This is a genomic window from Micrococcus sp. KRD070, assembly GCF_017168435.1.
GTDB lineage: Bacteria > Actinomycetota > Actinomycetes > Actinomycetales > Micrococcaceae > Micrococcus > Micrococcus luteus.
Genome location: NZ_JABFNH010000017.1, coordinates 75806 through 90976, shown reverse-complemented (window position 1 = coordinate 90976; position 15171 = coordinate 75806). Strand labels below are relative to the sequence as shown.

At 72.4% G+C, this 15171-nt stretch carries 12 protein-coding genes and 1 pseudogene; 2 read left to right on the top strand and 11 right to left on the bottom strand.

Annotated features, from left to right (window positions below; genetic code table 11):
- Positions 1-118: 118 nt before the first annotated feature.
- The 6 genes from J1M38_RS05640 to J1M38_RS05615 form a co-directional block, all read right to left on the bottom strand.
- The gene (locus J1M38_RS05640; RefSeq protein ID WP_061866933.1) at positions 119-721 is read right to left on the bottom strand and encodes a hypothetical protein; all 603 of its coding nucleotides are present in this window, start codon (positions 719-721) and stop codon (positions 119-121) included.
- A 58-nt stretch (positions 722-779) separates the two neighbouring features.
- A complete protein-coding gene (locus J1M38_RS05635) occupies positions 780-2063 on the bottom strand; it encodes an ABC transporter permease (RefSeq protein ID WP_061866934.1) in 1284 nt (427 codons plus the stop codon).
- Positions 2060-2821: an ABC transporter ATP-binding protein gene (locus J1M38_RS05630; protein ID WP_061866935.1), complete on the bottom strand. Its 762-nt coding sequence runs from the start codon at positions 2819-2821 to the stop codon at positions 2060-2062. The genes J1M38_RS05635 and J1M38_RS05630 overlap by 4 nt, the downstream gene beginning before the upstream one ends.
- Before the next feature lie 181 nt (positions 2822-3002).
- Complete coding sequence (gene trpS / locus J1M38_RS05625) at positions 3003-4085, bottom strand: tryptophan--tRNA ligase (protein ID WP_069941879.1); 1083 nt, start codon at positions 4083-4085, stop codon at positions 3003-3005.
- Positions 4086-4111: 26 nt separating this feature from the next.
- Positions 4112-5038 carry an exodeoxyribonuclease III gene (locus tag J1M38_RS05620; RefSeq protein ID WP_060973412.1) on the bottom strand — a complete coding sequence of 309 codons (927 nt, stop codon included), beginning with the start codon at positions 5036-5038 and terminating at the stop codon, positions 4112-4114.
- Complete coding sequence (locus tag J1M38_RS05615) at positions 5038-5601, bottom strand: hypothetical protein (RefSeq protein WP_036381966.1); 564 nt, start codon at positions 5599-5601, stop codon at positions 5038-5040. The genes J1M38_RS05620 and J1M38_RS05615 overlap by 1 nt, the downstream gene beginning before the upstream one ends.
- A 187-nt stretch (positions 5602-5788) precedes the next feature.
- Here J1M38_RS05615 and J1M38_RS05610 point away from each other — a divergent pair, with 187 nt between their 5' ends.
- Positions 5789-7186, top strand: coding sequence for an MFS transporter (locus J1M38_RS05610; protein ID WP_241246503.1), 1398 nt, complete (start codon positions 5789-5791; stop codon positions 7184-7186).
- A gap of 15 nt (positions 7187-7201) precedes the next feature.
- Here the strand turns inward: J1M38_RS05610 and J1M38_RS05605 are convergent, their stop codons facing one another.
- From J1M38_RS05605 to glyA, 4 genes are all read right to left on the bottom strand, one after another.
- Positions 7202-9067, bottom strand: coding sequence for an ABC transporter permease (locus J1M38_RS05605; protein ID WP_081339291.1), 1866 nt, complete (start codon positions 9065-9067; stop codon positions 7202-7204).
- 3 nt (positions 9068-9070) lie between these two features.
- The gene (locus J1M38_RS05600; RefSeq protein ID WP_069942033.1) at positions 9071-10057 is read right to left on the bottom strand and encodes an ABC transporter ATP-binding protein; all 987 of its coding nucleotides are present in this window, start codon (positions 10055-10057) and stop codon (positions 9071-9073) included.
- Between the two features lie 129 nt (positions 10058-10186).
- Positions 10187-11098, bottom strand: coding sequence for a bifunctional methylenetetrahydrofolate dehydrogenase/methenyltetrahydrofolate cyclohydrolase (locus tag J1M38_RS05595; protein ID WP_206481594.1), 912 nt, complete (start codon positions 11096-11098; stop codon positions 10187-10189).
- A 7-nt stretch (positions 11099-11105) separates the two neighbouring features.
- Positions 11106-12386, bottom strand: coding sequence for a serine hydroxymethyltransferase (gene glyA, locus J1M38_RS05590; RefSeq protein WP_060974380.1), 1281 nt, complete (start codon positions 12384-12386; stop codon positions 11106-11108).
- A gap of 227 nt (positions 12387-12613) precedes the next feature.
- Between glyA and J1M38_RS05585 the strand changes: the two genes are divergently transcribed.
- Positions 12614-14128, top strand: coding sequence for a catalase (locus tag J1M38_RS05585; RefSeq protein ID WP_041102947.1), 1515 nt, complete (start codon positions 12614-12616; stop codon positions 14126-14128).
- A gap of 105 nt (positions 14129-14233) precedes the next feature.
- On the opposite strand, the pseudogene J1M38_RS05580 reads toward J1M38_RS05585, so the two are convergent.
- Positions 14234-15171 (bottom strand): annotated as a pseudogene (locus J1M38_RS05580) (hypothetical protein); the annotation flags it as partial.

The window sequence follows — 15171 nt, the reverse complement described above, 5'->3', positions numbered from 1 at the left end:
GGGGGGACGCGGGATGCGGGGGTCGATGATCGGAGGCCATGTCGCCATGGTCTCCGCTGGCCGACGCCGGGGCGAGGGCTGGCGACCCAGGACTCGCCGCCGGCGAACGGCGTCGGGGTCAGGCGCGGCGGCCCTGACGGGTGTAGGCCGCGACCTGCGGGTTGAAGGCCTTGACCAGCCACAGGATGTTCACGATCACCAGCGCCAGGCTGAGCACGGAGGCCAGCACGCCGCCGATGCCGGGGTAGGTCACGAAGGAGAAGATGCCGCCGACGGCGCTGAGGGTGCCCAGGATCCCGACGACGATGCCGAGGATGCGGGCCCAGTTCTTGGCCCCGCGGAGGTTGAAGTACACCAGGGCGTACAGGGCCACGCCGATGAGCAGGACGATGATCGTGCCCACCGTCACGGAGGCGCCCACGACAGGGGCGATCTCCTCCACCTGCTCGGGGGTGAGGCCACTCTGGCGAAGGGAGTCCCGCATGCGTTCGATGCTCTCCTCGCCACCGAACAGGGCCGGCAGGGAGGACAGCACGTACAGCGCGAGCGACGTGAGCGTCAGCGTCAGGAGCGCGGGGAACGCGGCCGGCTCCGGGACGATGCCGTACGGGCTGCCCGGCTGGGCGCCGTAGCCCGGGGCCGCGTAGGGCTGCGTGCCGTAGCGGGAGCCCGCGGCGGGCTGCTCCGGGGTCGGGTCCTGGTGCGGTCGATCGGTGGTCATGGTGAGCTCCTCGGTGTCGTGGGTGACGGTGGTGGCGGTGACGGGCGCGGCGGCAGGATCACTCGTGGCGCAGGGCCTCGATGGGATCCTTCCGGGCCGCACGCAGGGCGGGCAAGGTGCCGGCGATGAACGCGATGGCCACGATCAGCAGCAGGATCAGCAGCAGGGCGAGGGGGTTGACCGCGAACAGGACCAGGCCGGTGACGCCGCTGAGGGGGCCGGTGGTCAGCACCTGGTTCGCGATGAGTCCGACGGCGACGCCCAGGCCGATGCCGATCAGCGAGCCGAGCAGGCCGATCACGACGGCCTCCATGGTGAACAGGCCGAAGATCTTCCCGCCGGTCATGCCGAGGGCCTTCATGAGGCCGATCTCCCGGGTGCGCTCCTGCACCGCCATGAGCAGGGTGTTGATGATGCCGAAGCTGGCGGCGAGCAGTGCGATGAGCGCGAAGCCGGTGAGCACCCACGTGACGGCGTCGATGATGCCGCGGATCACGCCGAGCTGCTCCTCGAGGGTCTGCGCCAGCAGGCCCTGGTCGGCCAGCGCCTGCTTCACGGCGTCCTCGTTCGCCTCCGGGTCCTCCACGATCGCCGTGGCCTGGAAGTAGGTGTTCCGCTGCGACTCCGGCAGGCCCTCCGTCGTGATGTCGTAGATCGCCTGCTCGAGCGACTCCGACGGCGTCGGGGCGGTGCCCGCACCGGACGCGGCCGCCTTCGTCACACCGACCACGGTGGTCTTCACGGACTTCTGCTCCTGCAGCGGGGTCGCCGCCACGACGGTCAGCTCCGTGCCGATCAGGTCCTCGGCGTCGCTGGCGCCCAGGTCCTCCACCCACGACTCGGGCATGACGATCTCGTCGGCGCCGGCCTCGGGGGCACGGCCGGCGGAGAAGGTGAGCATGTCGATCTCACCGGAGCTGCCCATGAAGCCGGCCTGCCACTTGCGGTCGTCCGGACCCTGGATGTACTCCGGCTCGGCCACCCGATAGGTCTTCACCTCGGTGACGTGCTCGGTGTCCTCGATCGCGGCGAGGTCCTCTTGGGTGAGCTGCGGCATGCCGAACATCTCGCCGCCGGCGGCGTCCTGTTCCGTGTACTCCTGGGGCGAACCGCTCGCCGCACCGGCCGAGGACATGTCCTGCTGCTTCATCACGGTCAGCTCGCCGGGCTTGCCGAAGCCCTCGACCACGTTGTCCACGTACTTGTTGATGCCCGCGCCGAGCCCCGTGGTGAGGGTCAGCGTGAATGCGCCGATCACGATCGCGACGACGGTGAGGAAGGTGCGCAGCTTGGAGCGCATCGTGTTGGCGAGCGCCGTGCCCGCGACGTCGGTGGCCTTCATGCCCGTGCTCCGTCCCGCTCGGTGCCGACGCGCTCGTCGGCGATGACCACGCCGTCCTGCAGCTCGACGCGACGGTCGCACTTCGCGGCCAGGTCGTCGTCGTGCGTGACCACCACGAGGGTGATGCCCTCGTCGCGGTGCAGGCCGAAGAGGATGTCCTCCACGGCCGCCGAGGTGGCGGAGTCCAGGTTGCCTGTGGGCTCGTCCGCGAACAGCACCGTCGGGTTGTTCACGAGCGCGCGGGCGATGCACACGCGCTGCTTCTGTCCGCCGGAGAGGTCCGTGGCCTTGTTCTTCGCCTTGTCCGCGAGCTCGAGCCGCTCGAGCACCGCCATGCCGCGGCGGGTGCGCTGGGCCCGGCCCACGCCGGCGATCTTCAGCGGCAGCACGGTGTTCTCCAGGACCGTCTGGGTCGGGTTCAGGAAGAACTGCTGGAACACGAAGCCGAACCGCTCGTTGCGCAGCTGGGAGATCTCCGCGGCCTTGAGCTGGGAGACGGGACGGCCGTCCATCGCCACCACGCCGGCGGAGGGCTGGTCCAGCAGCGCCAGCAGGTGCATCAGGGTGGACTTGCCGGAGCCGGACTTGCCGACGACGGCCAGGGACTCGCCGCGCTGGATCTGCAGGGTGATGCCCTTCAGCGCGTCGAAGCGGGACGCCCCGCGGCCGTAGACCTTGACGAGGTTCTCCGTCTCCAGGACGGGTTCGGCGCCGGGCGGGACCTCGGCGACGGCGGGGATGGGGACCGCGGTGGACATGGCTCCGGCACTCCTCTGTCGGTGGGGCTCGCCCCCGCTGCGGCAGGAGCGGAGGCAGTGCACCCATCCTGACAGCCGGGCACGCGCCGCCGCCTCCGCCTCGAGTCGGAGAAACACGACGGCCCGCGTCCCCCGCAGGTCGGGGGCGCGGGCCGTCGTCGGGGGGCCGGTGCGGCCCGGCTCAGCGCAGCGGCGGCAGGAAGCTGACCTTGGCGTAGACGTCCTCGAGCACGGGCGTGGCCACGGCGCGGGCCTTCTCGGCGCCGGCGGCGAGGATGCGGTCGAGCTCGGCGGGGTCGTCCAGCAGCGCGAGGGCGCGCTCGCGCACGGGGGCCAGGCGCTCGACGACGGCGTCCGCCACCGCGACCTTGAGGTGCCCGTACATCTTGCCGACGAACTCCTCCTCGAGCTGCGGTATCGGCGTGCCGGACACCGCGGAGAGGATGGTCAGCAGGTTGGAGACGCCGGGCTTGGCCTCGCGGTCGAAGCGCACCTCGGTGCCGTCGTCGGTGACCGCGGACTTGATCTTCTTGGCGGTCTTCTTCGGCTCCTCGAGGATGTTGATGAGCCCGTTCGGGGACGCCGCGGACTTGGACATCTTCGACGTGGGGTCCTGCAGGTCGTAGATGCGCGCGCCGGTCTCCGGGTAGAAGCCGGTGGGCACCACGAACGTCTCGCCGTAGCGGTGGTTGAAGCGCTGGGCGAGGTCGCGGGTGAGCTCCACGTGCTGGCGCTGGTCGTCGCCCACGGGCACGCCATGCGGCTGATAGAGCAGGATGTCCGCGGCCATGAGCATGGGGTACGCGAGCAGGCCGACGCCGGCCGCGTCCGCGCCCTGCTTGGCGGACTTGTCCTTGAACTGGGTCATGCGCATGGCCTCGCCCATGCCGGTCATGCAGGTCAGCACCCACGCCAGCTGCGCGTGCTCGGGCACCTGGGACTGGACGAACAGCGTGGAGCGCTCGGGGTCGATGCCGCCGGCGATGAACTGCGCCGCAGCCACCCGCGTGCGCTCCGCGAGCGCGGCCGGGTCCTGCGGCACGGTGATGGCGTGCAGGTCGGGGATGAAGAAGAACGCCTCGAAGTCGGCCTGGGTGCGCTCCCAGTTCACGAGGGCGCCGAGGTAGTTGCCCAGGTGGAGGGAGTCCGCTGAGGGCTGCATGCCGGAGAGCACGCGGTGCCGGGCGGACGCGCCGGCCAGGTGGGCGGTGGCGGCGGCGTCCTGGGCCAGGACGTCCTGCACGGAGTTCTTCTTCATGGTCATCTCAGCCTCGGGTCTCTCCTGCACGGTCAGAACTGGTAGTCGACCACGAGCGGGGCGTGGTCGGAGAAGCGGGTGCCCCAGCTGGGGGCGCGGTCCACGACGGCGGTCGTCGCCCGCTCGGCCAGGCCCGCGGTCGCCATGTGGTAGTCGATGCGCCAGCCGGCGTCGTTGTCGAAGGCCTTGCCGCGCATGGACCACCACGTGTACGGGCCCGGCACCGGCCCGGCGAGGGCGCGGTGCACGTCCGTGAAGCCGAGCTCGCCGAAGAACCGGTCGAAGTAGGCGCGCTCCTCGGGCAGGAAGCCGGCCTTCTTCACGTTGCCCTTCCAGTTCTTGATGTCCAGCTCGGTGTGGCCCACGTTGAGGTCGCCCGTGACGAGGGCGTGCCCCTCCCCCGCGGCCAGCTCGGAGAGGCGGCGGACCATCTCGTCGAGGAACCGGTACTTGTCCACCTGCTTCGGGGTGTCGACCTCGCCCGAGTGCACGTACGCGGAGACCACGGTCAGCGGCGAGCCGTCCGGCAGGCGCAGGTCGGCCTCGATCCAGCGGCCGGCGTCGTCGAAGTACCCGTCGGCGTCGGCGATGCCCGTGCGGACCTCGCCGAGCGGGAACCGCGAGGCGATCGCGACGCCGGCCCGCCCCTTGGCGGCGGCCACGGCGTCCGCCAGGTGCACCTCGTCCCAGTCCTCGCCCACGATCTCGCGGACCAGCTGCGCCGTGACGTCCGCGGGGGCGCGCACCTCCTGGAGGGTGAGCACGTCCACGCCGCGGCCGGCGAACCACTCCCGCATGCCCTTGCGGTGCGAGGCGCGGATGCCGTTGACGTTCACGGTGGCCACGCGCACGGCGCCGTCGGCCTTGGGCGCCCCGGCGTGGGCGTGCACCACGGGCTCGCCCTCGGCGGGCTCGGGGTACTTCCCGGTGACGGGGTCCTTCTCGGGCAGCGCCGTCATCAGCCGATCACCGTCCCGCTCACCGGGCCCTCGGCGCCGCCGGTCCGGGACTCCTTGATCATGTCGCGGGCGTTGGAGGCCGTGATGTCGATGGTCTCCAGGGCGCGGTCCACCATCTCGCGGTCCATGCCCTCGCCTGCGGCGAGCTGCTCGCGCACCACGCGCACCTGCACCTGGGCGATCTTGAACGAGTGGTCCAGCTTGGTGTCCCGCAGGGGGTCCGCGGCCGGTGCCGGCGGGACCACCGCGGGGGCGGCGGCGTCGGCGTCGCGGCCGCGCAGGGCGGCGACGTCGGCGCGGGCGTTCTGCATGGCGGTGTCCACCTTGCGGCCCGCGGCCTGGACGCCGCGGCGCATCTGCAGGTACACGACCACCGCGAACACGAGCCAGCCGGCGGCGACCGCGACCACGAGCCACCCGATCACGTCGTTCTGGTTCGCGGCGAAGATGATCGCCACGATCAGGATGACGATCATCGCGACGAAGCCGAGCGATCCCACGCGCAGGCCGGCGCGGGGGCCGCGGCGCGCGCCGTCGGGACCGGGGGTCAGGGACTGGGACATGGGTGCTCCTCCGGAGGGGCTCGTGGGGTCTGCCCTCCATCATCCCGCATCGTGGGGTGGGGTCCGAATCGGGCGGCCCGCGTCGGTACCTATCCTGAGGCACCCCGCCGACCCCGCGTCCGGGGCCTTCACCCCTGACCAGCGCCGCATCCTCACCGCACTGCTCATGCCGCTCTTCCTCGCGCTGATGAGCGTGTCCGTGGTGAACGTGGCGCTGCCGGCCATCGAGTCGGGCCTGGACGCCACGAGCGCGGATCTGCAGTGGGTGCTGGCGGGGTACACGCTGACGTTCGGCACCGTGCTCGTGGCCGCGGGCCGCGCCGGCGACCTGTGGGGGCGCAAGAACCTGTTCCTGGCGGGCATCACGCTGTACATGCTCGGCTCCCTGCTCTCCGGCCTGGCCGGGGACACCCTGCTGCTCAACGCGGGACGCCTGCTCACGGGCCTGGGCGCGGGCGTGTTCAACCCCCAGGTCATCGGGTTCATCCAGTCGAACTTCCACGGCCGCGCCCGCGGGCGGGCCTACGGGCTCTTCGGCACCGTGGTGGGCCTCGGCGTGGCCGTGGGGCCCCTGCTCGGCGGGCTGTTCCTCGGCGCGTTCGGCCCCGAGTGGGGCTGGCGCTCCACGTTCCTCATGAACGTGCCCGTGGGCCTGGCCGCCGTCGCGATGGGTGCCCTCTGGCTGCCGCCGCCCACCCGCGTGCACGGCCTGCCCGCCGCCCCCGGCCCGCGCGGGATCGCCGCACTGGACCCGGTGGGCGCCCTGCTGCTCGGCGCCGGCGGGGTGAGCCTCATGGTGCCGTTCATCGTCCCGGGCACCGCCTGGCTGCTGGTGCTCGCCGCCGCGCTCGTGACGGCGTGGTGGCTCTGGGAGAAGCGCGTGAAGGCCCGGGCGTCGGCCACCGGCGTGCAGCCCATGGTGGACCCGGCCCTGTTCCGGCGGCCGTCCTTCACGATCGGCGCGCTCGAGTCCACCGTCTACCTGGCCACCATGCCGGCGGTGTTCGCGATCGTGGCGATCTTCCTGCAGCGCGGCATGGGGTTCACGCCGCTCGAGGCCGGCCTCGTGGGCCTGCCCGGCGCCGTCGTCGTGGCCTCCCTGTCCCCGTGGGTGGGCTCGATGGTGCAGCGGCGCGGGCCCGTGCTCGTGCTGCTCGGCGCTCTGGTGGGCCTCGTGTCGCTGGGGGTGCTCGCGCTCGCGTTCGAGCGCAGCGCGGCCGGCGCGTGGTCGCCGTGGATCGTGGGGGTGGGGCTGATCGTGCAGTCGGCCTCGCAGGCGCTGCTGCTCACCAGCACGCAGGTGCTGATGATGGACGACGTCGCCGGCCACGAGGCGGGGGCGGCCGGCGGCGTCGCCCAGACGGCGCAGCGCCTCGGCACCGCCCTGGGCCTGTCCGTGGTGACGGGCGCGTTCTTCGCGGCCCTGGCCGGCGCCGCAGCCGAGAGCGCCGGGCCGCCGTCGGCCGCGGCGTACGCGCACGCGGCCTCGACCGCCATGGGCATGGTGGCCGTGTGCTGGGCGCTCACCGCCGCGGTCGCGGCCCTGGACGTGGTCCGGCGGCGCCGCGCGGCGCGCGCGGCCTGACCGGCCCGCGGGGCCTCAGCGCAGGAACAGCGCGCCGAGCCGGCGGGCGGCCAGCCACACCCCGACGCCGGCCATCACCACGAAGTAGAGGACGTGGCCGGCGGTCGCCCAGCTCAGCACGCCCACCGCGAGCGCGCGCATCAGCTCCACGGCGTGCCACAGCGGGAACACGCGGATCACCCACTGGATCGGCTCCGGGTAGACCGCGAGCGGGAAGAACGTGGCCGAGAACAGGAACATGGGCATCAGCACGATCTGGACCCAGTCCATGTGCTGGAACGTCTTCATCCAGCTCGTCACCGCCATGCCGAGGGAGGCGAAGCCCAGCGCCACGAGCAGGGCGCCGGGGATCATGAGCAGCGCCGTCCAGGAGGTGACGAGCCCGGCCGCGGTCATGACGATCAGGAAGCCGACCGCGTAGATCAGCCCGCGCAGCAGCGCCATCGCGATCTCCCCGAGTGCCACGTCCAGCGGGCCCAGCCGCGTGGAGAGCATGGTCTGGTACGTCTTCGCGTAGCGCAGCTTGAAGAACACGTTCCACGTGGAGTCGTAGATGGCGCCGTTCATCGCCGAGACCGCCAGCAGCGCGGGGGCGAGGTACATGCCGTACGGGACGGGGGTGCCGTCCGGGCCGGCCACGTCGCCGACCAGCGCACCGAGACCCAGCCCCATGGAGGCCAGGTAGAGCACGGGCTCGAAGAACCCGGAGAAGAACACCACCCAGTTGTTGGACTTCAGGGACAGGAACGCCCGCTCCATCACCGCGCGCACGTTGCCCGAGTACGCGCCGACCAGCGGGCCGCGGCGCACGGGGATCTCGGGCATGGGCGGCACGGCGACGGCGTGTTCCCGCACCACCGACGACGGCGCGGCCGGGTCCGCCTGCGCGGTGGCGGGTGCGACGTCGGCGCGGGCGGCCCCGGTGCGCGCGGCACGGCGGCCCAGGCGCGGGGCACGCTCCCTGCGGGCGGCCGTGACGGCGTCGCGGTCCGGGGTGCCGCGAACCCAGCCGAGGCGGCGCGTGTAGATCCGCACCGCGAGCCAGGCCCCGCCGAGCGCGAGGGCCAGCAGGAACGCCACGTGCGCCACGGTGAGCCAGGCCGGCTCGGCCATCCCGTAGGAGAGCACGCGGCCGAGCTGGGCGGCATGCCACTGCGGGGAGAGCCAGCCGATCCAGCGCAGCCACACCGGCAGCGCCTCGAGCGGGTAGAAGGTGGCGGAGAACAGGAACAGGGGCATGACCACGAGCCGCTGCAGGGTGGCGAACTGGCCCTTGTCCTCCTTCAGGGAGGCCGCGAACGCCATGATCGGCGCGCCGACGGCGAGCCCGCCGAGCGTGGCGGTGAGGATCTGCACCCACGCCCACGGGCTCGAGACCACGCCGAACGCCAGCATCACCAGCAGGAACACGGTGGCCTGGAACACGAACCGGAGGCTCACCGCCACGAGGTGGCCCAGGGCGATCTGCGCCGGAGACAGCGGAGTGGCCTGCGCCGCGTAGTACGTGCGCTGCCACTGGAACCCGCCCATCACCGGGTAGGAGAACTCGACGGACGCGGTCATCAGCGCGCCCGAGGCCAGCAGCGCCGGGGCGATGAACGCGACGTAGGAGACCCCGCCCAGGGCGTCCTGCGGCATCCCGCCGCCCATGAGCTGGGCCAGGCCCAGACCCATGGCCAGCAGGTAGAGCACGGGCTCGCCGAGCGCCCCGACGAGCAGCACCGCGCCGTAGCGACGCATGGACCGCAGCTGGTGCTCGGCGTAGAGCAGGACGCCGCGGCGCTTCACGCGCTCCGCGGACGCCGCCGCGGTGACCGGCGGGCGCAGCGGCTCGGCGGGCGAGGCGGGGCCGGGGGCCGTCGTCGTGGTGGGGTACGGCACGGGTCAGTCCACCAGGGTGCGGCCGGTGAGGATGAGGAACACGTCCTCGAGGCTCGTGCGGCGGGTCAGCGTGGTGACGGGGGCGGGCAGGGCGCCCTCGTCGACGAGGCGCTGCACGACGTCGTGCAGGTCGTCCGCGCGTCGGGCGTAGACGAGGACGCGGTCCGGGAGGACCTCGACGCGGTGCACGACGCCGTCACCTGCGTGGGCCTGGACGGTGCGGGCCGCGGCCTCGTTGCGGTCCGCGCCGAAGCGCGCCTCGAGGACCTCGCGGGAGGCGTGCTCGCGGATGAGCTCGGCGGGGGTGCCGGCGGCCATGATCTCGCCGCCGTCGACCACGACGAGCCGATCGCACAGCTGCTCCGCCTCGTCCATGTGGTGCGTGGTCAGCAGCAGCGTGGTGCCGCGTTCCTTGAGCCGGTAGAGGCGGTCCCACAGGATGTGGCGGGCCTGCGGGTCCAGGCCCGTGGTGGGCTCGTCGAGGAGGAAGAGGGCCGGCTCGTTGACCAGGGCGCGGGCGATCACGAGCCGCCGCTTCATGCCGCCGGAGAGGTCGGTGACCTTGGCGTCCGCCTTCTCGGTGAGCTGGGCGAAGGCCAGCAGCTCCTCGGCCTTGGGCCGCAGGTACGAGTAGGGCAGACCGAAGTAGCGGCCGTAGATCAGGATGTTCTCCCGGGCGGTGAGCTCCTCGTCCAGGTTGTCCTGCTGGGGCACCACGCCCAGGCGCGCACGGACGGCCGGCCCGTCCTCCTCCGGGTCGATGCCCAGGATGGTCAGCTCGCCCGCGGTGCGCTGCGAGGTGCCCGCGAGCATGCGCATGGTGGTGGACTTGCCCGCGCCGTTGGGACCGAGCAGGCCGAAGCACTCACCGGGGCGCACGTCCAGGTCGATGCCCCTCACGGCGTGGAACTCGCCGTACTGCTTGCGCAGCCCACGGGCACGGATGACGGAGGCGTCGCCGGGGGACGCGTGCAGAGTGGTGTGACTCACAAGGCGACAGCATAGGCGCACCACCCGCCCGGACGCGTGCCGCCCCCTCGGCGACGAACCCTGCGATATGGCCCCCATCCGGGGTGGATGGGGGCCATATCGCAGGGTTGGTCGCGGGAGTGGGAGAGGTCAGGCTCCGACCCGCTCCCCGGCCCAGTCCTCGCCGTCGGCGGCGCGCTCGGCGGCCTCGACGACGTTCGCCAGCAGCATGACGCGGGTCATCGGCCCGACGCCGCCCGGGTTCGGCGCCATCCAGGCCGCCTTCTCCTTCACGGCCGGGTCCACATCGCCCAGGACGCGGGACTTCCCGTCCTCCCCGGTCACGCGGGAGACGCCCACGTCCAGGACGATCACGCCCTCCTTGACCTGTTCCGGCTTCACCATGTGGGCGGAGCCGGCGGCGGCGATCACGACGTCGGCGCTCGCCAGCAGCTCGTCGAGGTTCGTGGTGCCGGTGTGGGCCAGGGTCACGGTGGCGTTGACCTCGCGGCGGGTGAGCACGAGGCCGGCAGGCCGGCCGATGGTCACGCCGCGGCCGATCACGAGCACGTGCTTGCCGGCCAGCCCCACACCGTGGTGGCGCAGCAGCTCGACGCAGCCGGCCGGGGTGCACGGCAGCGGCGAGTCCAGCTCGCCGCCGACCGAGGCCACGAGCCGCCCCAGGTTCATGGGGTGCAGGCCGTCCGCGTCCTTGTCCGGGTCGATGGCCTCGAGCACCTTCTGGGTGTCCACGTGCTTCGGCAGCGGCAGCTGGACGATGTAGCCCGTGCAGGCCGGGTCCTCGTTCAGCTCGCGCACGACGTCGAGGATCTGCTCCTCCGTCGCGTCCGCGGGCAGCTCACGCTGGATGGACTCGATGCCCACCTCGGCGCAGTCGCGGTGCTTGCCCGCCACGTACTTCTGCGAGCCGGCGTCCTCACCCACGAGCAGGGTGCCGAGGCCGGGGGTGCGCCCACGCTCGGCGAGGGCGGCCACGCGGCCGCGCAACTCCTCCTTGATCGCGGCGGAGGTGGCCTTGCCGTCCAGGACCTTCGCGGTCATCGGCGGCTCACCAGCCCTCGAGGCCGTCGTACAGCGGGAAGTCCTCGGTGAGCTTCACGACGCGGGCGCGCAGCGCCTCCACGTCCGGGCTCGGCTTCAGCGCCTCGGCGATGACGTCGGACACCTCGCGGAACTCGGCCTCGCCGAAGCCGCGGGAGGCCAGCGCGGGGGTGCCGATGCGCAGGCCGGAGGTGGTCATCGGCGGACGCGGGTCCCACGGCACCGAGTTGCGGTTCACCGTGATGCCGACCTCGTGCAGGATGTCCTCGCCCTGCCTGCCGTCCAGCTGGGACTCGCGCAGGTCCACCAGGACCAGGTGCACGTCCGTGCCGCCGGTGAGCACCGAGATGCCGTGCTCGGCCATGTCCGGGGCGGTCAGGCGCTCGGCCAGGATCTGCGCGCCGGCCAGGGTGCGCTCCTGCTTCTCCTTGAAGTCCTCGGAGCCGGCGATCTTGAAGGCCACGGCCTTGCCCGCGATCGCGTGCATCAGCGGGCCGCCCTGCTGGCCCGGGAACACGGCGGAGTCGATCTTCTTCTTCAGCTCCTCGGTGGAGAGGATGAAGCCCGAACGGGGGCCGGCGAGGGTCTTGTGCACGGTGGAGGAGACGACGTCGGCGTGCGGCACCGGGTTCGGGTGCAGGCCGGCGGCCACGAGGCCGGCGAAGTGGGCCATGTCCACCCAGAGCCGGGCGCCGACCTCGTCCGCGATCGAGCGGAAGGCGGCGAAGTCGAGCTGACGGGGGTAGGCGGACCAGCCGGCCACGATCACCTTCGGCCGGGCCTCGAGGGCCTTCTCGCGCACCTTGTCCATGTCGATGCGGTGGGTGTCCGGCTCCACCTCGTACGCGGCGATGCTGTAGTTCTTGCCGGAGAAGTTCAGCTTCATGCCGTGCGTCAGGTGGCCGCCGTGCGCCAGGGACAGGCCCATCATCGTGTCCCCGTGGTCCAGCAGCGAGGTCATCACGGCCACGTTGGCCTGGGCGCCGGCGTGCGGCTGGACGTTGGCGTGCTCGGCGCCGAACAGGTCCTTGGCGCGCTGGATGGCCAGGTTCTCGGCCACGTCCACGAACTCGCAGCCGCCGTAGTAGCGGCGGCCCGGGTAGCCCTCCGCGTACTTGTTGGTCAGCACCGAGCCCTGCGTCTCGAGGATGGCGCGCGGCACGAAGTTCTCCGAGGCGATCATCTCGAGCGTGCCCCGCTGGCGGCCGAGCTCGTCCGCGAGCGCCGCGGCGATCTCCGGGTCCACCTCGGCGAGGGGCTGGGTGTTGATGTCGGGCGTCTGCGTCACGGGGGTTCCCTTCGAACGGGGGTCTGTGCGGCCGGAAGGCTCCGGTGCCCTCCATCCTAGTGACCAGGCGCCGTCGTCGGGCCTGCGCGACGGCGGCCCGCGGCCCCGGCGACCGACCCCGGCACCCGGTTCTTTTGACTGATTCAGAAATATGCCAAGATCGGGGATGACGCCGCCCACCGCGCCGATCGGTGCGCGGCCGACGTCGATCGACGAAGGAGAGTTCCATGACGGAGTACCAGAAGACGACCCCGCACGCGACCGGTTCCACCCGCCAGAACGGCGCCCCGGCCGTCAGCGACCGCCAGTCCCTGACCGTGGGCAGCGAGGGGCCCATCGTCCTGCACGACACCCACCTGCTGGAGACCCACCAGCACTTCAACCGCATGAACATCCCGGAGCGCCGCCCGCACGCCAAGGGCTCCGGCGCCTTCGGCGAGTTCGAGGTGACCGAGGACGTGTCGAAGTACACCAAGGCCCTCGTGTTCCAGCCCGGCACGAAGACCGAGACCCTCCTGCGCTTCTCCACCGTGGCCGGCGAGCTCGGCTCCCCGGACACCTGGCGCGACGTGCGCGGCTTCGCACTGCGCTTCTACAGCGAGGAGGGCAACTACGACATCGTCGGCAACAACACCCCGATCTTCTTCCTGCGCGACCCGATGAAGTTCACCCACTTCATCCGCTCGCAGAAGCGTCTGCCGGACTCCGGCCTGCGCGATGCCACCATGCAGTGGGACTTCTGGACCAACAACCCCGAGTCGGCGCACCAGGTGACCTACCTGATGGGCCCGCGCGGCCTGCCCCGCACCTGGCGTGAGATGAACGGCTACGGCTCCCACACCTACCTGTGGGTCAACGCCCAGGGCGAGAAGCACTGGGTGAAGTACCACTTCATCTCCCAGCAGGGCGTGCACGGCCTCTCGAACGACGAGGCCACCAAGATCGCCGGCGAGAACGCCGACTTCCACCGCCAGGACCTGTTCGAGTCCATCGCCAAGGGCGACCACCCCAAGTGGGACCTCTACATCCAGGCGATCCCCTACGAGGAGGGCAAGACCTACCGGTTCAACCCCTTCGACCTGACGAAGACGATCTCCAAGAAGGACTACCCGCGCATCAAGGTCGGCACGCTGACCCTGAACCGCAACCCGGAGAACCACTTCGCGCAGATCGAGTCCGCCGCGTTCAGCCCGAGCAACACCGTGCCGGGCATCGGCCTCTCCCCGGACCGCATGCTCCTGGGCCGCGCCTTCGCGTACCACGACGCCCAGCTGTACCGCGTGGGCGCCCACGTGAACCAGCTGCCGGTGAACCGTCCCAAGAACGCGGTGCACAACTACGCCTTCGACGGCCAGATGTGGTACGACCACACCGGCGACCGCTCCACCTACGCGCCGAACTCCAACGGCGACTCCTGGTCGGACGAGACCGGCCCGGTGGACGACGGCTGGGAGGCCGACGGCACCCTGACCCGCGAGGCCCAGGCCCTGCGCGCGGACGACGACGACTTCGGTCAGGCCGGCACCCTCGTCCGCGAGGTCTTCTCGGCCCAGGAGCGCGAGGACTTCGTGGAGACCGTGGCCGGCGCGCTGAAGGGCGTCCGCCAGGACGTCCAGGCCCGCGCCTTCGAGTACTGGAAGAACGTGGACGCCACGATCGGCCAGCGCATCGAGGACGAGGTCAAGCGCCACGAGGGCGACGGCATCCCGGGCGTCGAGGCCGGCGGCGAGGCCCGCATCTGACGGCTCCTTCCCCCGGCGGGCGCCCGCGCGGGCTCCGCTGAACGCGCGGCGGCCGCTCCCTCACACGAGGGGGCGGCCGCCGTCGTCGTGGGGCGGTTGTTCCGGTCAGCGCTTGCCCCAGCGGCGCTCCTGCGCCTGGGACAGCTTGTCCTTGACCACCTTCACGACCGTGTCCTTGGCGGGCACGGCCACGTTGTCCCGCAGCGGGACGGCGACCTTGTCACGCACGGTCTCGAACGCGGAGGCCGCCACGGCGCCGACCTGGGCCAGCTTCGACTCACCCTCGGCGTCCGAGGCTCGGGTCTCGTCGCGGTCCGCCCGCAGGTCCGGGAGGGCGGCGCCCTCGGTGTCGTCCTCGGCGGGCTCCTCATCCGTGGGGGCGGAGGAGGTGGAGGTGTCCGGGGCCACGGTCGTGGGCGTCGACGACGTCGGTGCGGCGGTCCCAGCAGTCCCGGCGGCTGCCGCCGACTGGGCGGCGCGGGCCTCGCGGCGGGTCGCCGGGGTGGCGTCCTCCGCACGGCCGGACGAGGCCGCGGTCGGATCCAGCTCCGGGGCGCCGCCCAGGGGCGTGGCCGGCGTGGTGCCGGCGTGGGTCTCCGGGGCCTCGGCGCGACGGGTGGGCGGGGCGGCCTCGAGCGGCGGGCGCTCAGCCGCGGGCTCGACCGCCGCCGGCTGCGCGACGTCCGCGCCGTGGTCATCGGTGCGCGCCGGCTCGCGGTCCGCCTCCGCCACGCGACCGGGCACCCCGGGCGTGCCGTCGATGCGCAGGGACCCGGCGGCCGAGCGCTCCGTCCCGTCGGCGCCGTTCTGCTCGGATTGGTCCGACTCGGTGGCCACGACGGTGACCGAGCCGTGCGCGGTGGTGGCGACCGTGTGCGTCTCGAGGTGCTCGCCCTGCGGGGCGGGGATCGCGTCCGTGGCGAACTCCTTGGTGGGGGTGTGCTCGGCGGCGACCTGGTCGGCGGGGACAGTCCCGGGCACGTGCTCGGGAGCCGGGGTGAGGTGGCTCCGGTGGTCCGGGGCCGCGGCGGCCGGTGCCGCCG